This is a genomic window from Halorussus rarus (genome assembly GCF_003369835.1).
Classification (GTDB): Archaea; Halobacteriota; Halobacteria; order Halobacteriales; family Haladaptataceae; genus Halorussus; species Halorussus rarus.
Map to the genome: position 1 here is coordinate 1184195 of NZ_QPMJ01000001.1, position 24208 is coordinate 1208402.

The window sequence follows — 24208 nt, forward strand, 5'->3', positions numbered from 1 at the left end:
GGTCTCCCCCACAGTCACGTCAGACCGCGTCGACGCCGCTCTTGCCGGTGCGGACCTGGACCGCGTCCGACACGGGGAGGACGAATATCTTGCCGTCGCCGGGTTCGCCGGTGTTGGCCGCCTCCTGGATGGCGGCGACCACGTCCTCGGCGGGGACGTCGGCGACGACGCACTCGATCTTGACCTTCTGGTGGAGGTCGACCGTGTACTCCTCGCCGCGCCACTGCTCGGTCTTGGCGGGCTGGCTGCCCCGACCGCTGACGTCGGTGACGGTGAGGCTGGGCGCGCCGACCTCGGCGAGCGCGGCCTTGACGTCGCCGAGCCGGTCGGGCCTGACGATGGCCATCACGAGTTCGATGTCGCCGTCGGTCTCACTCATCCCGGCTCACCTCCGACGCGCTGGCACCGCCGTCGGTGGCGACCGGACCGCTCTCGCCGGCACCGCTCGGGCGCCGGCCCGAATCGCTGGTCGTCCCCTCGACGAACTCGGGGTAGGCGGTGTAGCCGTGCTCGCTCCGGTCGAGGCCGAGCTGCTCGTCCTCGTCGTCGACGCGGAGCCCGACCGTCACGTCGGCCAGTTTGAACACCAGCCACGTGGTGACGACGGTCCAGAGTGCGATGACGCCGATGCCGATGGCCTGCATCACGAACTGGATTGCCGAGAAGCCGCCGACCGCGAACACCGGGATGAGCAGGGTGCCGATGGCGCCCGCGCTGCCGTGGACCGCGAACACGCCGCAGACGTCGTCGATCTTGAGCGAGTCGACGACCCACCGGTAGACGAGCGGGGTCTGGACGCCGGCGATGACGCCGAGCGCGAGACCGCCCCACCACGTGACGTGGGGGACCGCGCCGGTGACGCCGACGAGACCCGCGAGCAGGCCGTTGGCCGTGAACAGCGGGTCGGGCTTGCCCTCGGTGTACACCGTGGTGAGGGCGGCCGCGACAGCGCCGCCGCCCATGCCGAGCGTGGTGTTGAGCGCGACCCGGCCCAGCGCGTCGCCCATGAAGGTGAGCCCGCCGTCCTCGACGGCGAGCACCGTCGCCTGGGTGCCGACGTTGAAGCCGTACCAGCCGAACGCCAGGATGAAGGTTCCGAGCACCGCGAACGTGATGGAGTGGCCGGGGATGGGGTTGCTCTCGCCCGTCTCGTCGAAGCGCCCGCGCCGCGGGCCGACCATCCACGCGCCGACGAGACCGGCGACCCCGCCCAGCATGTGGACGACCGTGGCGCCCGCGAAGTCGAGGTAGCCGACGCCGAGCGCCGAGCCGATGAAGCCGCTCGACGACAGCAGGCCGCCGCCCCAGGCGAAGCCCTGGACGACGGGGTAGATGACCGCGGTCAGGCCGATCGAGTAGAACACGTACGCCTTGAACTTGATGCGCTCTGCGACCGCCCCGCTCACGATGGTGGCGGCGGTCATCGCGAACACCGCGCCGAACAGCCAGCTGACCCACGACCCGGAGTCGTTGATGTAGCTGAACGACGAGGCGAGTCCGGACGAGCCCGACGCCGTCAGCGTGGCGGCCACGCCCGCGATACCGAGTCCGACCAGGAAGTAGACGATGACGCCCATGCCCCAGTCCATCAGGTTCTTCATGAGGACGTTGGCGACGTTCTTCGCCCGGACCTGGCCGGCCTCCAGCAGCGCGAAGCCCGGCTGCATGAAGAAGATGAGGAACGACACGGTCAGCACCCAGACGGTGTTGACCCCGCTCGCGAGTTCGGTGAACTGCTGGAGTGCGGCGAGGTCAACCATCGAGTTCGCCTCCCGTTACGGGGTGCTCGGCGTTGCGAGCCGCGAGGTCCCGCTCGCGGTCGACCGCCGAGCCGGTCTCGCCCGGGACGTCGGTCGGGTAGGTGACGTCCGACTGTATCCAGGCGTGGGTGCGGGTGCGGTCGTACACCACGACCGCGTCGTCCGCGAGATTCAGTTCGGCGTATCTCCCGTCGTCGGGGTCGGTCGCGTCGATCGTCGGTGGAGTGTCGTCCATCGGTTTGTCAGCTCCGTCGGTATCGTTCGTGCGTTCGCTCGCAGCGGCGCCATCTTTCCCGGAATCGTTCGTGTACTTTTTCATGAGATATTCTTCCGTTTGTCGTTCGTAATCGGTTCTGAAACCGTATCTAGTCCGCTTATCGGACACTCGTTCGACGTTCGTCCGTTCATCGTCTACACCGTCCGGCAACAGCTATCATTTACTAAAAGGTTTCGTACGGTTGCCTAATCCGAGATGGTATTGTTAACAGTATAAGGAATATATTAGGGCGAATAGGTTCGAAAACGGAGGCTGAGTCAAGATAGATACAATTTATTAAAATTCTGTGGGTGCAACCACCGCCTTTCCTCCTCCGAAGACGGGTACGAGCGAGTTGGACTGAGCCGGTTCAATCTGGACCGCATCAAGAATTACCTATTCGTCCAAAGTAGTAGTTGATAATGGTCGAACGTCAATTACTATCTGGAATCGGTTGTACTCCTCTAGGAGATACTAGGGAAGAGTTTACATTCTGTGTGGAAAACACTATCACGTTATGGTTCAACACACCCCAGACACGGGCGTACCGACGAAACAGTACGAGTGCAGAGAGTGCCTGACGCGGGTCACCGCCGACGAACACCGGTCGACCTGCCCGGAGTGCCAGGGACAGCTCCGGAACGTCGCCGTCCCGCGCGAGTAGCCCCGGCAACCGCCCGACAGGCCGGCACGGGTCCGGGGCGCGAGGAATCGATTGTATTCTTATTACACCTAAATCTTGCATCGTCGTAATCCTTTTACGGGAGATTGTTGTCCTTCGATGAAAATGTCTACCCAAGCCGTAACGTACGTCCAGAAGGCCTGCGCGTACATCACGCGCGGGGACGACGAACTGCTCGTGTTCGAGGGGCCGGAGCACGACGGATTGCAGATTCCGAAGGGGACCATCGAGTCCGAGGAGAATCCGCGCACGGCGGTCTTTCGGGAGGTCGCCGAGGAGAGCGGGTTGGGCGCGGTCGGCCCGACCCGGCACCTGACGACCGACGTCTGGACCCGCCGGCGGTCCCCGCCCAAGCGGTACGTCCGTCACTTCTTCCACGCGAGCGTCCACGAACCGCGCGACAGCTGGACCCACACCGTCACCAGCGAGGGCGAGGAGCGGGGGTTGGAGTTCGAGTTCTCGTGGGTCGACCTGCCCGCCTCGGAGGAGTTCGCCCTGGAACTCGACGATTACGTCCACCTGCTCGGGGCCACCGCGTGAACAGTCACCGGTTCCGCAATTGTAGTTCGCATCCGAGCGTTACAAAGGACACTAGGTTAACGTCGGGCTCGTTCTTCCGGCGAACATTGGACGTTCGGCAAATTATAAAGCGTGCGGTGTGCTGTGACGGAGTATGACGTACGAGAACCTCGACGTGGAACTCGTGAACGCCCTCCTCGACGACGGCCGGGCCAGCCTCCGGAACCTGGCCGAGCAGCTCGACGTGTCGGTGACCACCGTCTCGAACCACCTCTCCGACCTGGAGGACGCCGGCGTCGTGCAGGGGTACACCCCGCGAGTGGACTACGACGCGCTGGGCTACGACGTGACCGCCATCATCCAGCTCAAGGTCGAGGGCCACGCGCTCCCGGAGGTCACCGACCGGCTCCGGGACCACGACCGGATGATCAGCGTCTACGAGGTCACCGGCGACTACGACATCATCGCCGTCGGGAAGTTCGCCGACACCGACGGGATGAACGAGCAGATAAAGCTGCTGCTCAACGACGAGGACGTCAACGAGAGCAACACGAGCGTCGTGCTCGCAACCGCGAGCGAACACGACCAGTTCGCGCTCGACGTCGAGGACTGAGGCTGCAGTACGCGAAGTAGCGAGGGTCTCTGCGATCTCGAGAAGCGGGAGCTACGAATTGGGACGGACGGTCGGACTGCTTCCGCCGGACGAGCGTGTCGCAGTACGACGCGGTCCGTCCCGACCGTGAGCGACGTGCGTCGGCGCTCTATCCGAAAATCTCCGAGGTGAATTACCCGAGGTAATCCGAGCCACGGGGAGTGTCGCTGATCTCGAATCCATGGTGACAGTAGCGGCGGACGGGCCGGTACGGAGCCGCGAGATCAACGGTTACCGAACGGGATGCTCGCTACGCCGGACAGTGCGTCTGGTCACCTCCTTCCATACGGGTACGTCGTCCGGAAACCATAAAACAGTTTCTTACAAGTAGTCAGTAGAATCGGCATCACCTAGCAGTATATTGTGTGTATTAGGTCGAAGAACACCATTCGTCTGCTTGAACTCAGTTTTTGTTTAGTTTCGTGGTGTAGGCTTATCCAGCTCGAACGTCGGAGATTCGGGACGTGTCGTCCTCCGTCCGCAACCGAATCCGTATCGCCAGCCATCCCCGGTGATCGTCGCGGATTCTTTCACCTCGTGTCGTCGCGTGCGCATGGGAAGAACTGTTCTCTCGGCGGGGCGTTCGGACACGGGATGCGACATGACCTCGGAGCGTCACGCCGCGCGGCGGTCGCGCTCCTCGCGGTCGTCGCCGTCGCGTCGCTCGCGGGGTGTCTCGGCGGCACCGCGCCGAACGCGGACGCGACCGCGCGGACCGCGACCCACGGGACTCCGCAGGCGGGCGACGACGGCGGGACCGGTAACCTCACACTCCACTTCATCCACGTCGGCCAGGGCGGCAGCGTCCTCGTGGTCGGCCCGACCGGCGAGACGCTGCTGTACGACACCGGCAACTGGAACGACGACGGCGAGCACGTCCTGGACTACCTCCGACGGCAGAACATCACCAGAATCGACTACCTCGTGACCTCCCACGCCGACGCCGACCACGTCGGCGGGCACGCCGCGGTCATCGACTACTTCGAGACCGAGGCCCGCGGCGTCGGCGCGGTGTACGACCCGGGCATCGCGGCGGCCTCCCGGACCTACGAGTCGTACCTCGACGCCGTCGAGGAGCACGACGTGACCCTCTACCGGGCCCGGGCCGGCGACCGGATTCCGCTGGCGGGCGCGTCGGTCCGGGTGCTCGGGCCGCCCGAGGGGTATCTCGCGGACCGGGACCGCAACGAGAACAGCCTCGTCCTGCGGGTCGCCCGTGGGAACGCGAGCGCGCTCCTGACCGGCGACGCCGAGCGCGAGGCCGAGGCGTACCTGACCGAACGCTACGACGCGCTGTTGAACGCCACGATACTGGCGGCCGGACACCACGGGTCGAACACCAGCACCGGTCCCGCACTCCTCGCCGAAGTCACGCCGCGGGCGGCCGCCGTCCAGAGCGCCTACGACTCGCCGTACGGCCACCCGCACCGGGAGGTCCTCGAACGCCTCGCGGCGCGCGGCGTCCGGACCTACTGGACCGCGGTCCACGGAACCGTCGCGTTCGAGACCGACGGCGAGCGCGTCGCGGTCCGGACCCAGTCCGACGCGCCGACCGACCCGCTCGAACTCCGGCGCGCGGACCCCGTCGCCCCGAGCGCGGACGGTCCGCTCGAACGCCGCGCGGTGTTCCCGGTCGGCGACTTCGCTCCGCGGCCGACCGCAGTTGCGGACGGGGGAACGCAGACCGAGACCGGTGGGCCGACCGCCGCCCTCGAACTCGCCGGAGTCCACGCGGACGCGGCCGGCGACGAGTACGAGAACCTGAACGACGAGTACGTCGTCCTCAGGAACGACGGCGACCGTCCGCTCGACCTCTCGGGGTGGACCGTCGCCGACGAGGCGGACCACGAGTACGCGTTCCCATCGGAGACGACGCTCGGGCCGGGCAAGACGCTGACGCTCCGAACGGGGAGCGGTCGGGACGAAGACGGGGAGTACCACTGGAACGCCGACGCGCCGGTCTGGAACAACGCGGGTGACACGGTTTTCGTCCGGACCGACGAAGGCCGACTCGTGCTGGAGGCCGAGTATGACGGGTGACCGGAACGCTCCCGACCGCAGCCCCGTCCCGGACGGCGGCGGGTCCGAGCGCCGCGACGCGGTCCCAGACGGCCGGTACGTCGCGGTCCTCGACCGGTTCGAGGCGACCGACCCGGCCGACGACGGCCGGGAGCTGGCGGTCCTGCTGCTGGAATCCGGCGAGGAGGTCGTGGCCGAGCGAGCGATCCCGGCGTGGCGGCTCCCCGAGGACGCGCGGCGACAGGACGCCGTTCTGGAACTCGCGGTGAGCAGCGGCCACGTCACCTCGCTGTCCTACGACCCCGACGCGACCGAGCGGCGCGCCGACGGGGCCCAGTCGCGGTTCGACGCGCTCGCGGAGCGGCCCGAGTCCGACGCGGCGGGCGAGACGGACGAGAGCGCGGACGGGTCGGACGAGAGCGCGGACGACGCGCAGTAGCCCGCCTCTCGACAGAAAGTACTTGTCGGTCGTTCGAGCACTTCCGGACGTGCCCTCCACCAGACGACGTCGCTTCCTCCGGACGAGCGCCGCCGCCATCGCCGCGATGGGTCTCGCGGGCTGCACGGGCGGCGACGATTCGGACGAAGCGGCGACGCCGGACGCGACCGTGACCGACCGCCAGGAACCCACCGAGACGACCGCTCTGACCCGTCAGGGAACCACGTCGAGCGACCCGCCCGACTCCGAGACGACGACCGACGGAGCCGACGCGTCGTTCGCGCTCCCCGAGTCGACGGTCGAGACCGTCGCCGACGCCCGTGTCGCGGTGGCCGACCCCGTCCGCCGGAGCGCGGTCGCCTACGAGTCCATCATGGGGTCGGGCGGCGTTCTCGCCCCGGACGGCGAGCAGTTCGTCGTCGCGGCCGTCCAGAGCGCGACCGACTCGGCTCCCGACGCGGCGGGACCGCCGTCCTACGACGCCTTCGACCTCGTCGCCGGCGGAGACAGCTACCCCGCCCTCGCTATCGAAGCGCAGACGAAAGGTGCGTTCACCACGTCGCTCGCGGGCCGTGGCGACGTCAAGTACGACGACCCGTACGCGGACGGCCTGAACGGCGGCGTCGGCTGGATCGCCTTCGGGCTCCCCTCGCCGCTTACCGCGGATACGCCCGCGATTCGCTGTCGATACGGCGGCGAGACCGCGACCTGGTCGCTTCCCGAGGATGCCGCGACAGCCCTCGGCCGGTCGCCGCCGGACTTCGAACTGCGGTCGTTCACGGCGACGAGGACCGACGACGGGGTCGAACTCTCGTTGACCGCCGAGAACGCGACCGACCGGGCCGGCGAGTTCCTCGCGGCGGTCTACTGGCCGACGACCATCGCGGACGACGACGAGAGTCGCATCGTCCGGGAGCGTGTCGCCGCGCACGGCCGCGTCGACTGGTCGACGACGGTGAGCGCGAAGTACGCCGACGCGTCGGCGGGCGAGGCGACCGCGAGCGTCGAGGGGTGCGTCTCCGGCACGGCGACGGTTTCGCTCGCCGGAACGACCACCCGGTCGAACCGAGTCGCGGCGGTGAGGTCCGCCCGCCGACCGAGTTGAGGTGGAGTTAAGTGCTCGACGAATAATCTTCGGGTATGTCTCGGCGAGTATTGCAGTCCTCCGTCGACGAGTCCGACGCGCGCACGCTCTACGTCGGTCGAGATCGGCCGATCCGAATCAGCGCCGGCCACCGCATCCTGCACCACGAGGGCAAGTGCAGCCGCCCCCACGGCCACAACTACGAGATCACCGTGAAGGTCGTCGGCGAACTGCGCGAGGAGGGGTGGGTCGTCGACAAGGGCGATATTACCTCGGTGCTCTCCGAGTGGGACCACAGGTTCCTGCTGGAGGCCGGCGACCCGCTGGTCGAGGCGTTCGAGGCGTCGGGCGACGACGACGCCGTGGTCGTGTTGGCGGACCCGCCGACCGCGGAGGTGATGAGCGCGGTGCTGGAGCGCCGGCTCGCGGAGGAACTGCCCGACACCGTCTCGGAGGTCGCGGTCCAGGTGAGCGAGACGGCCGAGCTCTGCGGCGGGGCGACGTTCTGACGATGCCGGTCTCCAGCGACGTGGTCGAGGCGGACGAGAGCGCGGACCGCGCGAGCGAGGGCGACGCTCTCCCGATAAACGAACTGTTCGAGTCGCTCCAGGGCGAGGGCCGACTCGCGGGCGTCCCGAGCGTCTTCGTCCGCACCTCGGGCTGCAACCTCCGGTGCTGGTTCTGCGACTCCTACCTCACCTCGTGGGAGCCGACCCACGCGACGATGAGCGTCGACGAGGTCCTGGCCGAGGTCGAGTCCCGCGACGCCGACCACGTGGTCGTCACGGGCGGGGAACCCCTGCTCCACGACGAGGTCGTTTCGCTGCTCCGCGAACTCGACACCAGGGGTTACCATACCACCGTCGAGACCAACGGGACCATCCACCGGGACGCGCCAATCGACCTCGCCAGCATCAGCCCGAAGCTGGCGTCGAGCACGCCCACCGCCGAACGGGACCCGAAGGGAGCGGGCGAGTGGGCCGAGCGCCACGAGGAGCGCCGCGTCGACCTCGACGCGCTGACGGCGCTGGTGGAGTCGCACGACTTCCAGCTCAAGTTCGTCGTCAGCGAGCGCGACGACGTCGACGATATCACGGACTTGCTCGGCCGACTCCGCGAGGAAGCCGCCGTCGAGATCCGCGACACCGACGTCCTCGTGATGCCCGAAGGGGCGACTCGCGAACGCATCGCCGAGACCCGACCGGTCGCTGCCGAACTCGCCCAGGAGTACGGCTTCCGGTACACGCCCCGCCTCCACGTCACCCTCTGGAACGACGCCCCGGAGACGTGACGCGCGAAGATGGCGGGGAGCGGTAGCTTTAATTGGACGTACCACACTCGCGACTAGTAACAGAGGAGATAGTTACTCGTGCCAGCCACATCCGGCGGCTCCCACTCGTTCTCGGCGTTCGCCAGCATGCTCACCGCGGCGGTCATCTCGAAGTTCGTCTGGCAGCACACCCCGTCGTTCGTCGAGGTGTCCCGGCGCGTCGGCAGCGTCCTCGTCGCCGCGACCGGCGTGGCGTTCTCCCCGCGGTTCGCGGGTACGCTGCTCATCGCGACCGCCCTGTCGTTCGTCTGGGGCGTCTGCTACCACGTCGCCCGGCACTGACCGGCCCGGTCCGTCGGACGGACTCGCCGGACCGCACGACTCATGACGGCCCCGCACGAGTGGTCGGACGTGACCAGCACCGACGACTCCCGACCGACCGACGAACCGACCGAGGGGCGCGCGGTCGTCCTCGCATCCGGCGGGATGGACAGCGCCACCGCGGCCTACCTCGCCGACGAGGAGGGGTACGACCTCTACCTGCTCCACACCTCCTACGGCCAGCAGACCGAGGGCAAGGAGTACGAGTGCGCCCGGCGGCTCGCCGAGGAGATCGACGCCGCCGACTTCCTCCGGGTCGAGACCGGCCACCTCGCCGCCATCGGGAACTCCAGCCTCACCGACGACGAGATGGACGTGGCCGACGCCGACCTCGACTCCGAGGAGGTCCCGACGTCGTACGTCCCGTTCCGGAACGCCAACCTGCTCGCGATGGCGACCTCCTACGCCGAGGCCAACGGCTGCGAGGCGGTCTTCATCGGCGCCCACAGCGAGGACTTCTCGGGGTACCCCGACTGCCGGCCGGCGTTCTTCGACGCGTTCCGGCGGGTCATCGACGCCGGCACGAAGGACGAGACCGACATCGAGCTCCGCGCGCCGTTCGTCGAGTGGTCGAAGACCGACATCGCCGAGCGCGGGACCGAACTCGGCGTCCCCTACGAGCACACCTGGAGCTGCTACCGGGCCGAGTCGCCGGCGTGCGGGACCTGCGACGCCTGCGCGTTCCGGCTCCAGGCGTTCCAGAACGTCGGCGTGCGCGACCCCATCGAGTACGAGGAACGGCCGGAGTACGCGGACTGAGCCGAAGGCCCGAGTCCGGAAACGTGCGGTCTATCTCCGGTTTCTAAGTAGAAGCAGCGCCGCGACCAGCGCCGTCACCGCCGCGCCGACGCCGAAGCCGGGGATGGGCGCGCTCGGCGCCGATGAATTGCCGTCCCCGTTCTCCGCGGACTCGACCGCCAGCGACGCCGAGGCGTCGCCCACCTTCGCGGTGTAGTTTCCGGCGGCGTTGACCGACCGGACGAAGGTGACCCGCTCGGTCTCGTGGGCCGGCACGCGGACCGTCTTCGTCGCGATCTGCTCGCCGAACAGCGTCAGCGCGACCGTCCGCTCGCCCGGTTCGCTGCCGTCGTTGCGGACCGAGGCGGTGATCTCGACCCGCTCGCCCGCCGCGATGGACGAGTCGTTGAGCGACACCTCGGCCACGCCGATGTCGGGGCCGGGGTCGGCCACCGTCGCGTCGCCGACCGAGGTGGAATCGAGCGCGATGCTGTGGGTCCCCGGGGACAGCGTCTGTTCGACCGTGACGTTCGTCGTCTCGCCCGCGGGCACTTCGACCGTCTTCGTCGCGACCACCTCGCCGTCGGCCGTGAGGTTCGCCCGGTACGGGACGGCCGTCTCGCCCTCGTTCCGGAGCGTCGCGGTGACGGAGACGGGTTCGTCGGCCGCGAGGCCGGTCGCGTCGAGCGTCGCGTCGGCGACCGTCACCGACCGATCGCCGCCGACCGCGATGGGGGCGAAGCCGTCGGTCTCGGCCCGGATGACGACGGTCTTCCCGCGCGAGGCGACCGTGGTGTTGACCGCCGTCCACTCGCCGCCGGTGCGCCGGTAGGCGGTCAGGTCCGCCGGCGCGAGCCCGGCGTCGGCGAGCCGGGAGCGCTCGACCGCCACCTCGTAGGCGACCCCGGTCACCTGTTCGGTCCGGAGGTACTTCGCGCCGACCGACAGCGACCCGAGCGTCACGTCGGCGGGGAGCGCGGCCGCGGTGACGCCCTCGGCGGGCCGCGACGTCTCGACCGCGAAGTGCGGGTCGTCGCTGTCCAGGTCGACCGCGACCTGTCGGAACGCGACGCCGGTTCGGGCGGCGACCTCGCTCTCGGGCAGGCCGGCCTCGACCGTCTCGTCGCTCCGGGCGTTCCGGACGTCGACGAGTCCCGCGTTCGGACCTTTCGACTCGACCTGCGTGACGACCGGCGGCGGGCCGTAGCTACCGCCTCCGCCGCCACCGCCACCGCCTCCGCCCCCGATACTCCCGCCGTCGCTGCCGCCGTCGTCCTTGTCATCCTTCGCCTGCCGGTTCTGGTCGACGCGGACCGAGACGCTCGCGGGGTCGGTGTTGTTGTCCTCGTCGGCGACGGTCACCGTGGCATCGTACGTGTCCGGCGTGTTGTACGTGTGCGTGACCGTCGCGTCGCCGGTGGTGTCGTCGACCTGACCGTCGCCGTCGAAGTCCCACCGGTACTCCTCGACACCGGTCCCGCTGTCGGACGACCCGCTCGCGTCGAACTCGACTTCCCTCCCCGTCTCGGTCTCGTTGGGTTCGACGGAGAGTGCGGCGTTCGGATCGGTCGTGTCGCGCTCCCGGACCTCGACGGTCACGTTCGCGCTGTCCTCGTTCCCGCCGGCGTCGACCACGGTCACGACCGCGTCGTAGGTGCCCGGCGAGTCGTACGCGCGGGTGACAGTCGCGTCGTCCGTTGTCTGCTCGGGGCCGCCCTCGCCGTCGAAGTTCCACCGGTACTCCTCGATGTTGGTCTGCTCGTCGCTCGAGTCACTCGCGTCGAACTGGACCTGGTCGTTCGCGGCGACGTCGGTCGGGTTCGCCTCGAGTGCGGCGCTGGGGTCCGTTTCGTCGGTCGGCCTGACGGAGACCTCGCTCTCCGCGGTGGCGTTGTTGTCGCCCTCGTCGACGACCTCCAACGTCACCGTGAACGTCCCGTTGCCATCGAAAGAGTGGGCGACCCGCTCGCCGGTCTCGGTATCCCCGCCCGCGAACGTCCAGCGGTACTCCGCGATGCCGGTGTCGTCGGTCGACGCGCTCGCGTTGAAGACGACCTCCTGGCCTTCGACCGGAGTTTCGGGCGACTCGACCTGGATCACCGGTTCCGGGGGCTCGTCCTCGCCGACCGAGACGGTCCGGGACGCGGTCGCGTTCTGGCCCGCGGTGTCGACGACCGTCAGGCCGACCTCGTGGTCGCCGGCCTCCTCGTACGTGTAGCTGACCGTCGCGTCGCCGGTCGTCTCGTCGACCTCGCCGTCGCCGTCGAAGTCCCACCGGTACTCCTCGACGCCGCGGTCGTCGTCGGAGCCGGTGGCGTCGAAGCTGACCGGGAAGCCCTGGACCGCGCTGCCGTCGGTCCGGAACGCCGCCTCCGGCGGGTCGTCGGTCTCGATCGTCACGCTGACCGCCGCGGTGTCGGCGTTCCCGGCCTCGTCGACGACGGTCACGGAGGCCTCGTAGGTGTCCGCCGCCTCGTACGTGTGCCGAATCGTCGGGTCGGTCGAGGTCTCGTCGACCTCGCCGTCGCCGTCGAAGTCCCACCGGAACTCCGCGATGGTGCGGTCGTCCGAGGAGTCGCCGGCGTCGAAGGTCACGGGCGAGCCGACCACGCCGTCCTCTCCGTCGAGCGCCGCGCTCGGGGCGGTCTCGTCGGGGCCGCAGTGACCGGTCCGGACGGTGACGGGGGCACTCGCGTCGAGGTCGACCGCGCTCGGGTCGTCGATGCTGCCGGCGAGGAACTGCCACGCGTCGGTGTCCCCCGTCCGGTCGACCGGCTCGTCGTAGAGCGCGGCGTCCTCGTCGAACGCCGCCTCGACGGTGACCTCGGTGCCGTCGCGGTCGAGCCCCCGGAAGACCGCGCCGTCGGTCCGCTGGCCGGCCCACGACCAGTCGATGCGGTCCCGGGCGAACCGGTCGTCCTGGCCCGGATAGCTGTCGTCATCGACGACCCACTCGCCGCCGCCCGGGAGGCCGTCGAACCGGAACGTGGCGGCGCTTCCGGCGCCGTCGCCGCCGTTCTCGTTGTGGACGATTACCAGGCTCACGCCGTCGGGACCCTCGTAGAGGAACAGTCGGCTGGCGTCGTCCCGCGTGAACCGGTCGGGCATGTTCGAACTGTACCACGCGGGAGAGCCGTCGGCGGTCCGGTAGTCGTAGAACGACACCGCGTCCTCGTCGCCCTGGAGCGGCGACACCTCGTAACACTGGCTTCCCTGTTCGACGACGAAACTGTGTTCGGCGGCCGCCGCGGTCCCGACGGGAGCCGGGAGGGGCACCGCGGACGCGACGACCAGCAGGGCGATACCGACGATAGCGAGCCGCGATAGTGTCCGAGTCATGTGAAGCGGGGAATGGGGTGACGGGCAGTCACCGCAATCGCTGTCCGTGAGTCGTTCTACCGCCCGTTAGCGGACGGTTCGGACCGATGTAACCCGGAGATGGCCTTTGTTATACGTCGGCTGCGCGGCGATAACTTCGCCCCGACTTCGGCGGTCGTCGCCGCTTAACCGGCCGCAGTCGGGGCCTAGTCGGCCGCCGCCGGATGTCGATTCGCCGCGGTGTCAGAACAGCGACGCGGCTACGCGGGGGTCGGGGACGGGTCCGCCAGCGAGTGACCGTTCGCCAACGCAAAAAAAAGGACGAAATCGAAAGCCGCGGTCGGTTACTGCCGCCGGAGGGCGAGGAGCGCGGCTGCGAGGAGCGCGACCAGCGAGACGCCCACGCCGAAGCCGGGGATGCCCGACGAGCTGTCGGACGTCGTCTCGGTGCCGGTCCGGTCGTCGGAGCCCTCCTCGGTCGCCGTCTCGGTCTCGATGCCCTTCACGACCACCTCGGCGCTGGCGTCGCCGACGCCGACCTCGTAGACGCCGCTCTCGTCGAACGTGCGGGTGAAGGTGACCTCGGTCGTGCCGTCGGCCTCGACCGAGACGGTCTTGGTGGCGACGACCTCGCCGCCGACGCTCAGCTCCACCTCGCGGGTGCCGTCGGCGTACCCGGTGTTCTCGATGGCCGCGGTCACGGTGACCTGCTGGCCGGGTTCGACGCGCTGGCTGTCGACCGACACGTCCGCGACGGACGTGACGGCCTCGCCGACGCCGACCGCGTAGACGCCGTCGGAGACGTTCGCGCGGAACTTGAACGCGTCACCGGTCTCGTTGACCTGCGCGGTCTCGACAATGGTCCACGCGCCCTCGTCGTACCGGAACAGGCTCACCGCGTCGGCCGCGGCGTCGCTCGCCTGGAGCCGGGACTTCGAGATGGTGAACGTCGCCTGCTCCGCGCCGCTGACGTTCAGGTAGGAGATCGCCGCGAAGCCGTCCGCGGCGACCGTCGGCGCGGTGACGCCCGCGGGCGCCGTGTCGGTCACGTCGACCGCGGGGTCGGCGCTCGACCCGCTCGCGGTGACGACGACCTTGCCGATACGGCTGTCGGCGTCTCGCATCGGCGCGGAGACGGACTCGGTGTCGTCGGACGAGTCGTCGTTGTTGTTGCCGCCGGGGCTGGCTCCGCCGATGCTGCCGCTCCGGCTTCCGGTGTTGGGGCTGTTGTCTATCCCGCGCTCGTTGTCGTTGTCGTCACCGTCGGAACCACCGTCGTCCGCTGCCGTGACGGTGATCGTCACCGGGATAGTGTTCTGAACGCCGGCGCGGGTCTGCAGGACGAGCTCGACGGTGTGCTCGCCGGTCTCGTCGAACGAGGTGGTCCACTCCGACGTCTCGTTCGGACTGGTCCGGTCGCCCGTCCGCCAGTAGACCTCGTGGAGGTTCTCGAACGACTGGTTCGGGTCGCTCGCGGTGAAGGTGACGTCTTCGCCGACTTCCACGGTCTCGTCGGACGCCGAGACGTCGGCCGTCGGCGTGACCTTCTCGATGTAGAACTTCACCGTGGCGGTGTCGGTCTGACCGCTGGCGTCCTCGACCGTCACGGACGCTTCGTGCCAGCCGGGTTCGTCGAAGCGCTTGTACGGCTTGAACGAGGTCGTATCGTTTTTGCCGTGGCTCGTCCACTCGACCGTCCCGTTGTTGTTGACGTCCCAGTGGTAGTGTTCGATACCGTTGTCGTCGGTCGACGCCGAGGCGTCGAGTTCGTAGAACAGCAGGCTCATCTGGCCCTTCTCGGGCGCGGTGAGCTCGGCGACCGGCGGCTCGTCGGTGTCACCGGTCTCGCGCTGCTCGACGACCACGGTCGTCGACGCGGTGTCGGTCTGGCCCGACTCGTCGACGACCGTCACGGTGACCTCGTACGTCCCCGGCGACCGGTACACGTGGCCGATGGTCGCGTTGTCGGTGGTTGTGCGGTCGATCTCGTCGTCGGTGTCGAAGTCCCACCGGTACTCCGTCACGCTCGCGTCGTCGGACGAGCCCGAGGCGTCGAAGGTGACGGTCTCGTCGACTTTCACCGTGTTGGACTCGACGCTGAGGTCGGCGGTCGGCGGCATCTCGCCGTCCGCGATCTGGTCCGGCGTCGGACTCGTCGCGGTCGACGGGGTGTAGCCGAAGTTCGAGAGGTCCGTCCGCCAGACCAGGTTCGACTCGTTGGACTCGGGCGTCCACGTCGCCGTGAACGTGTTACGGCCCGGCGCGAACTGGGCCGGGGGCTGGTCCGAGGTGTTACCCGCGGTGAACGCGCTCTCCGAGGCGTTCATCGCGTGGTCGTTCGGGTTGACGTAGCCGAACGTGACCTCGTAGGTACCGTTGCCAGTCTCGTTCGCGCTATCGACGAAGGTGCTGACCTTCTCCGGCCGAACCTGGTCGAGCTGGCCGGCGAAGTCGGGGTTCTGCGAACTGAGCGTGGCGTCGTCGTCCGAGGCGTTCTCGTAGGCCGCTGCCTCCTTCGTGACTGGACCCCAGGCCGCGTCGACCGAGGGAGTCAGCAGCGTCTCGTTCGAGACGTTCTCGAAGGTGTGGGTCGTCGTCTGCTTCCCGTCGGCGGTGAACGACACCGTCGTCAGGTTCACCGCGGCGAAGTCGCCGGTCACCCGGACCGCCGACTCGTCGACGAACTCGATCTCGGGGCCGGTGCCGCCGTAGTCGGCTGCGGTCTCCGTCCGCGCGGTCGCGTCGGCCTGGCCGAAGGCGCTCCGGTTGAGCGTCCAGGCCGCGCTCTCGTCGTCGGCGTCGGGCGTCCACGTCACCGTGAAGTTGTGCTCGCCCGACTGGAACGTCTCGGGCGCGTCACCCGAGACGTTGCCCGAGAGCGTGCTGTTGGACATCGTCAGCGACTCGTCGTTCGGGTTCGCGTACCCGAACGCGACCTCGTAGACGCCGCCGTCGACCTCGGTGACGCTCTCGACCGAGGTGGTCACGGGCTGGGGTTTGATCTGCTCGGCGTAGCGCGAGAGGTTCGGGTGCTCCTTCCGGAGGCTGTCGCCCGCGGTGGAGTTGTCGACGTCGGCCTCGACCAGGTTGATGACCGTGCCGTTGACGCCACCCATGCCCTCGCTGGAGATGAGCGTCGACCCGGAGACGTTCGTCTTTCGAATCATCGACTGGCCGTAGCCGGACTGGTCGTAGAAGCCGACCGTGGCGTCGACCTGGTCGAAGGTGCCGTTCACCCAGACGTGGGTGGCGTCGACGTAGTTGATCTCGCCGTCGACCGTGCCGACGTAGGTGGAGTCGGTCTGGCCGTCGGCGGCGTCGTCGCCGTCGCTGTCGGCGGCCTTCTGCAGCACTGCCGTGTAGCTACCGGACGACTCGACCGTGTGGTTCGCGGTGTATTCGACGGAGTCACCCGCGGGCGAACTGGTGAAGTTGCTCTCACCGAGTTCCTGGACGAGGTCCCCGGCGTCGTTCCGGAGTTCCACGCCGATGTCCGTGATCGAGGACGACCCGAGGAACGAGACCTGGACCGTCTTGTTCTCGGGGTTGGTGACCCGGAAGCTCTCGACGGTCGGCGAGGTGTCGCCGCCGTCGTCGGGCTTCACGGCCTCGATCTCGACCGTCTTCGTGCCGGTGTCACCGTCGGACTCGGTCCATGTGAGCGTCACGGTGTGGTTGCCGGCCTCGGTGTAGGTGTGCGAGACCGTGCTACCGGACTCGGTCGTGGAACCGAAGTCCCACTCGTAGCTCTCGACCTTGCTCTCGTCGCTCGCGCTGGCCGAGACCTCGAACGTCTCGCTGACGTTGACCGTGTCGGGCGCGGACACCTCGACCGTCGGGTCCGCGGTGTTCGACTCTTCGACCGTGACGTCCACACTCGCGGAGTCTCTGTTCCCGGCCTCGTCGACGACAGTCACCGAGGCGGTGTACTCCCCGGTGGAGTCGTACGTGTGCGTGTCCGTCGGGCCCTCGGTGACGTTGTCGATCTGGTCGTCACCGTCGAAGTCCCACCGGTACTCGGCGATGCCGGAGCCGCCGTCGTCGTCGGCGGAACCGCTCGCGTCGAACGAGACCGCCTCGTCGTTGGCGACTGTAGTTGACGATGCCGAGAGCGCCGCTTCCGGCGAGGTGGTGTCGGGGCAACTGCCCTTCTCGATGGTCAGGCTCGACTGCATGTCGAGCGAGACGTTCTCGCCACCATTGTCGAGGAGTCGCCACTCCTCGGTCTTGTTGGCGTCGTCACCGGCGTAGTCCCAGGAGGTCCAGTGAGAGGCCTCCTCGTTGAATCCGGGGTCGATGGTGATCGACTTGTCGCCGATGCCGCTGAACGCGCCGCCGTCGGTCCGGTGGGCCGCCCACATCCAGTCGACCTGGTGGTCGGAACCGTCGATGTTCCAGTTGTCGTCCTGGGGCTCGCCGTCGATGGTGTAGTTGTCGTCGCGGACCTTCCACTCCACGCCGCTCATGTTGGAGAACGAGAACGTGATGGTGCTGGCGTTGGGACCAGCCTCATTGTCCTCATCGAGCTTGTCGTGGAGGAGGACGACGCTGTACCCGTCGGCTCCGTCGTAGAAGAACAGGTTACTGACCTGATTCTTCTGGAACTTCTTGGTCCCGTGCGACGAATACGTGTAAACGTCGGGCTCCGTGTTGTTCGGTTTCCGGTAGTCGTAGAACTCCTCGACGGTCTGGTCGCCGCTACCGTAGGCCGCTACCTGGTAGCAGTTACCGTTCTGCGCGATATGGAACGTTCCCGGCGAGGTGTTGGCCGGTGTAGCCGCAGCGGCCGCGCCGACGCCCACCGTGGAGAGCGTCGACACGACCAGCAGGAGGCTCAACAGGACGCTGCGCGCGCTGTCGCTCACGCGGACTCACCTCCGTGACGTCTCGGCCCGCGTCGACCGCGGGACGTTCCGGTCTGCTTATCGATGCTAGCGTACGGGTACCGCCGCGTCGACGGCGTTCCGTGGCGTTTTCTGGGGAGTTTCGCGTCGGGCATTCGTTTCGGATTTCGGGGGTAGTTTGGCGTTTACCGGTGCGTTCGGACCTTCGTAACCTGGAGGGCGTTCGTCAGAGCATCGTTAGCCCAGACTTCCGGGGGACTGGCCCTTTGTTATCCTTCGGCTGTAGAACCGGAACAGAGCGCCTGCACCGTTTGAAATCACCACCTATTCGGTCATATACCGACCACTATCGAGGACTGAAAGAAACGTTGGCGCCACCTGAATGAACATCGGCGAGCAACAGGCGGTGCCTACTCGGTGATAGACAGACTGATACGCCCGATTTCGATGGGCCGACGATGCCCCGTCGAATCCGGTATCGGCGCCGGCCGCTCCCGTCAGCCGTCCCGGTCGGGGCGACCGGTCGCGGTGACGTAGATGCCCGCGAGGACGACCGCGCCGCCCAGCACGGTGTACGCGTCGGGGATCTCGTCGAGCAGCACGAGCGCGAGCAGGGTCGACCCGACGGGCTCGCCGAGCAGGGTGACGCTGACGACGCTCGACTCGACGTACTTCAGCGCCCAGTTGATGACCGTGTGGCCGAAGACGCCCGGCCCGACCGCCATCCCGAGGAACAGCAGCCACTCCTCGGGCGGGTAGGCCGTCGGCGCGACCGTCGTCCCGTCGGCCAGCGCGACGCCCAGCAGCACGACCGCGCAAACCGAGTAGACCACCGTGACGTACGGGACGAGCGCGACCCGCTGGCGGAGCGACCGGCCGGCCAGCACGTAGCCCGCGGCCATGAGGGCGCCGACCAGTGCGAGCGCGTCGCCGTAGAGCGGTCGGGCGCCGGCTAGCGCGGCCCCAGACAGCAGGCCGCCCAGCGACATGACCGCGACGCCCGCCACGGCGACCAGGATGCCCCCGACCATCCGGCGGTTGATGGCCTCGTCGAGCAGCACCGCCGCGCCGACCGCGACGAACAGCGGCTGGGACTGGACGAGCGTGACGCTGGCGGCGACGGTGGTCCACTCCAGGCTCTCGAACCACGTCGCGAAGTGGGCCGCGAGCGCGACGCCGGACACCACGGCGACGCCGGCGTCCCGGACCGACAGCGCCCGGAGGTCCTCTCGGTAGTGGGTACCCGCGAGTGGTGCGAGCAGCAGCGTGGTGAACACCACGCGGTACAGCGCTTTGACGACGCTCGGCGCGTCGCTGAACCGGACCAGGATGGCGCTGGTGCTGATAGCGACGACCGAGACCGCGAGGGCGGCCATCGGCGGGGTCCGCTCCTCGAGCGACGCCAGCCACGTCATCGTCCACGGAATCGGACGGCGGCGGCTTAGGCGAACCGGTTCGGGTCGGCCCGGCGTCCGGCTCCGAACCGGTTTTCCGTCGCGCCTGCCAACCTCGGCCATGGACAGGGTGGGCACGGCGCTCGTGCTGACGTCGGCGGTCGGGTTCGGCACGCTCGGGATCTTCGGCGAGCTGGCCGCGGCCGCGGGGCTGTCGATTCCGACCGTGCTTGCCTACCGGTTCGTGCTCGCGACGCTGTTCGTGTGGGTCGTGCTGGGCGTTCGCGGCGACCTGCGACGGCTTCGCGGCCGGGCGCTCGCGGTCGGGCTCGCGCTCGGCACGCTGGGTTACGCGGTCATGAGCGGCCTCTACTTCTGGGGGCTGGCGTTCATGACCGCCGGCCTGGTGGGCATCGTGCTCTACACCTACCCGGTCTTCGTCGTCGGTGCGGCGGCGCTCGGGCTGGACGAGCCGGTGACTCGGCGGACGGTCGCGGCGCTCGGGGCCGCGCTCGCGGGCGTCGCGCTCGTGACGGGCGCGGACCCGGTGGGCGCCGACCCCCGCGGTGTGGCTGTCGTGCTCGCGGCCGCGCTGGTGTACGCCGGCTACATCGCGGCGAGTCGGTCGGCTCTGGCGACGGTGGACCCGCGGGTCCTGACCGCCCACGTCCTCCCGGCGGCTGCGGTGACCTACCTCGCGTTCGGGACCGCGACCGGCCGACTGGCCGTCCCGGCGACCGGGTACGAGTGGGGACTGATCGCCGCCATCGCCGTCGTGGCGACCGCGCTCCCCATCTTCACCTTCTTCGCGGGCCTCCGCCGGATTGGCGCGAGCAGAGCCAGCATCGTCAGCACCGTCGAACCGGTGGTGACCCTCCTGCTCGGCGCGGCGGTGCTCGACGAACCGATCACGGTCGCGACGGTTGTCGGCGGCGCCCTGGTGCTCGGAGGTGTCCTGCTCGTCCAGATCGGCGATGCGTAGTCAGCGGTGTCGGTCTGGCGCAGCCCTCTCGGGGTAGTCGGACTGGCGGTCTCGGCAGGGCGAGCGGTTCGCTTCTCGGGGCAACGAACTGCGGGCGACCCGACCGAAACCGCGCGAGGCGTCCGGTCGGGAATCGTCCCGTCTTTCGGGATAAACCCTCGTGCCAGTCGACACATCACTGTGTCTGAAATACAACAGCGTATGGTGCCCGGCACTCGCGATGCGTTGCTGACCGCCCTCACCGCGGCGGCCCTGCTCGCCGGCACGGTCCTGGTGGTCCTTCCGGACTCCACCGCGACAGTCGTCGGCATCCTGCTGAGCGTCGTCGGTAGTCTCGTCTTCACCGTCGACGCGAAGGACCTGGTCGTCAAGACGGTCGAGAGCGTCCGTGAGTAGGCGTGCCGGTCCCGTTCAGATGAACTCCTCGTTCCGGAAGTACGCGACGAGGATGACCGTCACCGCGAGCATCCCGAGCATGACCGCGGGGTAGCCGAAGGTCCAGCCGAGTTCCGGCATGTTGTACGGGCTGTCCGAGAAGTTCATCCCGTAGACGCCCACGACGAACGTCAGCGGGAGCACGATGGTTGCCACCACGGTCAGCTTCTTCATCACCTCGTTGGTCGACAGCGACAGCGAGTTGAGGTAGATGTCCCGCGCGCCGCTGGCGAGGTCGCGGTAGGTCTCGGTCAGGTCGACCAGCTGGACCAGGTGGTCGTACACGTCCCGGTAGTACTTCTCGGTGGCCTCGCGTATCTGCTCGGGGTCGCCGCGGGCGAGGTAGCCCACCGCCTCGCGGGAGGGCCACAGCAGCTTCCGGAACGAGAGCAGCTCCCGCCGGACGTTGTTGATGGTCTCCAGCGTCTCGACGTCGGTCGAGGTCGTGACGTCCTCCTCGACCGCCTCGATCTGGTCCTCGATGCGGTCGAGCACGTCGAAGTAGCTGTCGACGATGGCGTCGGCGACGCGGTAGGTCGCGAAGTCCGGGCCCTGACGGAGGATGCGGCCCTCCTCGCGGACGACCATCCCCCAGACGCGCTCGACCGCGTCGACCGGCTCGGTCGACATGGTGACCAGCCAGTCGTCCCCGACGAAGAAGCCGACCGAGCGCTTGCGGATCTCCTCCTCGAACGTCGTCTCGCCCCGTCGCAGGGTCGCGGTCTTCAATAGCACGAACACGTGGTCGTCGAACTCCTCGGTCTTGGGCCGGACCCCGTTGCTCACGTCCTCGACCGACAGCGGGTGGACGTCGAACGTCTCGGCGACCCGCTCCAGTTCGCTCTGGCTCGCGTTCGACGCCCGGACCCAGGTCGTGCCGGCCGCGTCGCGTGCCGACTGGAGGTCGGCGTACGTCGTCGTGCCGTCGGGCGAGTAGACGACCGCCTCGACGGTCACGCCGACTCACCTCCCCGGCCGATGGCGAGCAGGGTGACCCCGACCATCACGCCGGTGACCGAGAACGCCCGGCCCGGGTACGGCGCGACGACGCCGACCAGGTAGCCGACAAGTCCGGCGGCCGTGAGCGCGGCGCCGGCGGCCAACGGGGTATTCATATCCCCGGTGACACGCCCGACCGAGAAAAGCGTTGTCAGACGTCCGGCACCGGACGACGTCGGACGCGAGGTGCTGTCGGGCGTTCGCTACTTCGCGTGTTCGACGCCCCGGAGGAGCCGGTAGACCTTCTCGCTCTGACCCGGGAGCTTCTGGGGGTAGACTCCGAGCGCGACCACGACGTCGCCCTCGTGTTTCACCTTCGCGACGTGGAGGTAGGCGTCGAACTGGATGCCGGCGGTCGTCGTCACGGTGGCCTCGAACCTCGAGACCTCGGTCGTCTTCCCGAGCATCGTCCGGTTCTGACCGCCGACCTTCCGAACGCCGCCGACGCTCCGGAGCTGAGAGGTGAACTGCCGGGCGAGCTGGCGGTCGTCGTACTTCGCGAGCGGGTTGAACGACTTGCCGAGCACGTTCACCTGCGGGCTGGAGAACGTCACGAACATCGCGACCTTACGCTCGCCGACGCCGGGCAGCCCGACCGACTGGTGATACTCCGAGATCCAGTTGGTCACCTCGACCTGCTTCTCCTGGCCGGCGGCCGAGAAGGTCCGCGTGACGTTCATCGCCCGCGTGCCGTTGTGTTCGTACCCCGTCTCTTCGAGCGCGGCGTCGCTCACCGTGGCCTGCGAGGCCGAGAACGAGACCGGCCCCGAGAGGAAGCCGGTGCACCCGCCGAGCACGAGGAGGACGGCGAGCGAGACGCCGGCGACTGCGCTGCGTGTCATGCTACTCGCGGCGTAGACAAGCAGGGGTTATCAATCTCGTGGCTTCGGAGAAAACGGCTCGTCAGGCGCTATCCGTTGGAAATCGAACCGTTTCACTCCAGCCGGAACTCGGCGCCGTCGTCGGTGTCCTGCACCTCGACGCCGAGCGACTGGAGGTCGTCCCGGAGTTCGTCGGCGCGCTCGTAGTTGCCCGCGTCTCGCTCCCGCTCGCGCACGTCGAGGACGAGTTCGACCAGTTCGTCCAGCAGTTCGACGTTGCCCCCGCTACTGCCGGCCAGCGCGAATCCGAGGACGCCCTCGCCGAGTTCCTCGAAGGTCTCGACGGCGTCGCGGAGCGCCCGGTAGTCGTACTCCTCGCGTGCGTCGACGTGCCTGTTGACCGCGCTGACCAGTTCCAGCAGCGCGGTGATGGCCTCGCGGGTGTTGAAGTCGTCGTTCATCGCGTCGGCGAACGACTCCCGGGTTTCGGCCACCGCATTCCGGAGGTCGCCGTCCTCGACCTTCGTCCTGGCGGCCTCGCTGTCGGCGGCGTCGACGGCGGCCTCGTACCCCCGTTCGAGCCGCTCCCAGCGCTCGACCGCCTCGTCTAAGGTCGCCTCGCTGTAGGTCTGGCGGTTGTTGTACGCGGTCGACAGCAGGAACATCCGGACGGCGTTCGTGCCGAACTCCTCGACCGCGTTCCGGACCGTGAAGTAGTTCTGGAGGCTGGAGGACATCTTCTCGCCGCCGGTCTCAAGCAGCCGGACGTGGAGCCAGTAGTCGACGAACTGCTGGCCGGTCGCGGCCTCGCTCTGGGCGATCTCGTTCTCGTGGTGGGGGAAGACGAGGTCCTGCCCGCCGACGTGGAGGTCCAGCGTCTCGCCGAGGTGGGTCATGCTCATCGCCGAGCACTCGATGTGCCACCCGGGCCGGCCCTCGCCCCACGGCGAGTCCCACGTCTCCCCGCCGGCGGGCGCGTCGTCCGGATGCGCTTCGCCGGCCTTCCACAGCGCGAAGTCCGCGGCGTGGCGCTTCTCCGCGCGCTCGTCCTCCTCACCTTGGGCCTCCATCTCCGCGACGTCCTGGTTCGAGAGCTTGCCGTACCCGTCGAACTCGGTCACGTCGAAGTAGACCGACCCGTTCGACTCGTAGGCGTACCCTTTCTCGACGAGGGTCTCCACGAGGTCGATGATCTCCGGGACGTGCTCGCTGACCCGGGGGTAGACCTCCGCGCGCTGGAGGTTGAGCGACCGCATGTCCCGGATGACCTCCGAGACGAAGTGGCGCGCGACCTCGCCCTCGGAGTCGCCGAGGTCGTTCTCGCCGACGCGCGCGACGATCTTCTCGTTGACGTCGGTGAAGTTCTCGACGTGGCGCACGTCGTAGCCGAGGTGCTCGAGCCACCGGTGCATCGCGTCGACGTGGACCCACGACCGGGCGTGCCCGAGGTGGGCGAGGTCCGAGACCGTCAGCCCGCAGTAGTAGAGGAGCACGGAGTCGGGGTCCTGGGGCTCGAACGGTTCCCGCTCACCGGTGAGGGTGTTCGTCACGTGGAGCGTCATTGCCGGCTAGTAGCCCCAGCACCCGTTTCAAAGCGTCGAAAGTCGCACTTGGC

General features: G+C 68.4%; 22 protein-coding genes. 12 read left to right on the plus strand and 10 right to left on the minus strand.

Annotated features, from left to right (window positions below; genetic code table 11):
* Positions 1-19 precede the first annotated feature (19 nt).
* Genes DVR07_RS05710 through DVR07_RS05720 form a run of 3 tightly spaced genes read right to left on the minus strand, consistent with a single transcriptional unit; the run spans position 20 to position 1995 of the window.
* Entirely contained in the window at positions 20-379 is a 360-nt protein-coding gene (locus tag DVR07_RS05710; RefSeq protein ID WP_115795780.1) for a P-II family nitrogen regulator, read from the minus strand.
* Entirely contained in the window at positions 372-1760 is a 1389-nt protein-coding gene (locus tag DVR07_RS05715; RefSeq protein ID WP_115795781.1) for an ammonium transporter, read from the minus strand. The genes DVR07_RS05710 and DVR07_RS05715 overlap by 8 nt, the downstream gene beginning before the upstream one ends.
* On the minus strand, positions 1753-1995 hold the full coding sequence (locus tag DVR07_RS05720; RefSeq protein ID WP_115795782.1) for a hypothetical protein: 243 nt from the start codon (positions 1993-1995) through the stop codon (positions 1753-1755). The genes DVR07_RS05715 and DVR07_RS05720 overlap by 8 nt, the downstream gene beginning before the upstream one ends.
* Before the next feature lie 538 nt (positions 1996-2533).
* Here DVR07_RS05720 and DVR07_RS05725 point away from each other — a divergent pair.
* From DVR07_RS05725 to queC, 10 genes are all read left to right on the plus strand, one after another.
* Complete coding sequence (locus DVR07_RS05725) at positions 2534-2680, plus strand: rubrerythrin-like domain-containing protein (protein ID WP_115795783.1); 147 nt, start codon at positions 2534-2536, stop codon at positions 2678-2680.
* Between the two features lie 123 nt (positions 2681-2803).
* On the plus strand, positions 2804-3238 hold the full coding sequence (locus DVR07_RS05730) for an NUDIX hydrolase (RefSeq protein WP_115795784.1): 435 nt from the start codon (positions 2804-2806) through the stop codon (positions 3236-3238).
* A gap of 133 nt (positions 3239-3371) precedes the next feature.
* On the plus strand, positions 3372-3830 hold the full coding sequence (gene lrp, locus DVR07_RS05735) for an HTH-type transcriptional regulator Lrp (RefSeq protein WP_115795785.1): 459 nt from the start codon (positions 3372-3374) through the stop codon (positions 3828-3830).
* A gap of 633 nt (positions 3831-4463) precedes the next feature.
* Entirely contained in the window at positions 4464-5909 is a 1446-nt protein-coding gene (locus DVR07_RS05740) for a lamin tail domain-containing protein (RefSeq protein ID WP_115795786.1), read from the plus strand.
* Positions 5899-6327 (plus strand): DUF3006 domain-containing protein, encoded by a 429-nt coding sequence (locus tag DVR07_RS05745; RefSeq protein WP_115795787.1) that lies wholly within the window; start codon positions 5899-5901, stop codon positions 6325-6327. Before DVR07_RS05740 ends, DVR07_RS05745 begins: the two co-directional genes overlap by 11 nt.
* Positions 6328-6376: 49 nt before the next feature.
* Positions 6377-7432, plus strand: coding sequence for a hypothetical protein (locus DVR07_RS05750; RefSeq protein ID WP_162829452.1), 1056 nt, complete (start codon positions 6377-6379; stop codon positions 7430-7432).
* A gap of 35 nt (positions 7433-7467) precedes the next feature.
* Positions 7468-7920, plus strand: a complete 453-nt coding sequence (locus tag DVR07_RS05755) for a 6-pyruvoyl trahydropterin synthase family protein (RefSeq protein WP_115795789.1) — start codon at positions 7468-7470, stop codon at positions 7918-7920.
* 2 nt (positions 7921-7922) lie between these two features.
* The gene (locus tag DVR07_RS05760) at positions 7923-8702 is read left to right on the plus strand and encodes a 7-carboxy-7-deazaguanine synthase QueE (RefSeq protein ID WP_115795790.1); all 780 of its coding nucleotides are present in this window, start codon (positions 7923-7925) and stop codon (positions 8700-8702) included.
* Positions 8703-8780: 78 nt separating this feature from the next.
* Complete coding sequence (locus DVR07_RS05765) at positions 8781-9023, plus strand: hypothetical protein (RefSeq protein ID WP_162829453.1); 243 nt, start codon at positions 8781-8783, stop codon at positions 9021-9023.
* 42 nt (positions 9024-9065) lie between these two features.
* Positions 9066-9821 carry a 7-cyano-7-deazaguanine synthase QueC gene (queC, locus tag DVR07_RS05770; protein WP_115795792.1) on the plus strand — a complete coding sequence of 252 codons (756 nt, stop codon included), beginning with the start codon at positions 9066-9068 and terminating at the stop codon, positions 9819-9821.
* 30 nt (positions 9822-9851) lie between these two features.
* Here queC and DVR07_RS21405 read toward each other — a convergent pair whose 3' ends face one another.
* From DVR07_RS21405 to DVR07_RS05795, 3 genes are all read right to left on the minus strand, one after another.
* Positions 9852-13139, minus strand: a complete 3288-nt coding sequence (locus DVR07_RS21405) for a COG1470 family protein (RefSeq protein WP_162829454.1) — start codon at positions 13137-13139, stop codon at positions 9852-9854.
* Between the two features lie 323 nt (positions 13140-13462).
* A complete protein-coding gene (locus tag DVR07_RS05790) occupies positions 13463-17983 on the minus strand; it encodes a PKD domain-containing protein (protein WP_115795794.1) in 4521 nt (1506 codons plus the stop codon).
* Positions 17984-18459: 476 nt separating this feature from the next.
* Positions 18460-19377, minus strand: coding sequence for a DMT family transporter (locus DVR07_RS05795; RefSeq protein ID WP_115795795.1), 918 nt, complete (start codon positions 19375-19377; stop codon positions 18460-18462).
* Positions 19378-19477: 100 nt separating this feature from the next.
* Here DVR07_RS05795 and DVR07_RS05800 point away from each other — a divergent pair, with 100 nt between their 5' ends.
* Both DVR07_RS05800 and DVR07_RS05805 read left to right on the plus strand, forming a co-directional pair.
* Positions 19478-20338 carry a DMT family transporter gene (locus tag DVR07_RS05800; protein WP_115795796.1) on the plus strand — a complete coding sequence of 287 codons (861 nt, stop codon included), beginning with the start codon at positions 19478-19480 and terminating at the stop codon, positions 20336-20338.
* Between the two features lie 201 nt (positions 20339-20539).
* The gene (locus DVR07_RS05805) at positions 20540-20734 is read left to right on the plus strand and encodes a hypothetical protein (RefSeq protein WP_115795797.1); all 195 of its coding nucleotides are present in this window, start codon (positions 20540-20542) and stop codon (positions 20732-20734) included.
* Positions 20735-20749: 15 nt separating this feature from the next.
* On the opposite strand, the gene corA is transcribed toward DVR07_RS05805, so the two are convergent.
* The 4 genes from corA to cysS form a co-directional block, all read right to left on the minus strand.
* Positions 20750-21730: a magnesium/cobalt transporter CorA gene (gene corA, locus DVR07_RS05810; RefSeq protein ID WP_115795798.1), complete on the minus strand. Its 981-nt coding sequence runs from the start codon at positions 21728-21730 to the stop codon at positions 20750-20752.
* Entirely contained in the window at positions 21727-21888 is a 162-nt protein-coding gene (locus DVR07_RS22010; protein WP_165881733.1) for a hypothetical protein, read from the minus strand. The genes corA and DVR07_RS22010 overlap by 4 nt, the downstream gene beginning before the upstream one ends.
* An 87-nt stretch (positions 21889-21975) precedes the next feature.
* Positions 21976-22614 (minus strand): DUF6517 family protein, encoded by a 639-nt coding sequence (locus DVR07_RS05815; RefSeq protein ID WP_115795799.1) that lies wholly within the window; start codon positions 22612-22614, stop codon positions 21976-21978.
* A gap of 92 nt (positions 22615-22706) precedes the next feature.
* Positions 22707-24155 (minus strand): cysteine--tRNA ligase, encoded by a 1449-nt coding sequence (cysS, locus tag DVR07_RS05820; RefSeq protein WP_115795800.1) that lies wholly within the window; start codon positions 24153-24155, stop codon positions 22707-22709.
* Positions 24156-24208 lie beyond the last annotated feature (53 nt).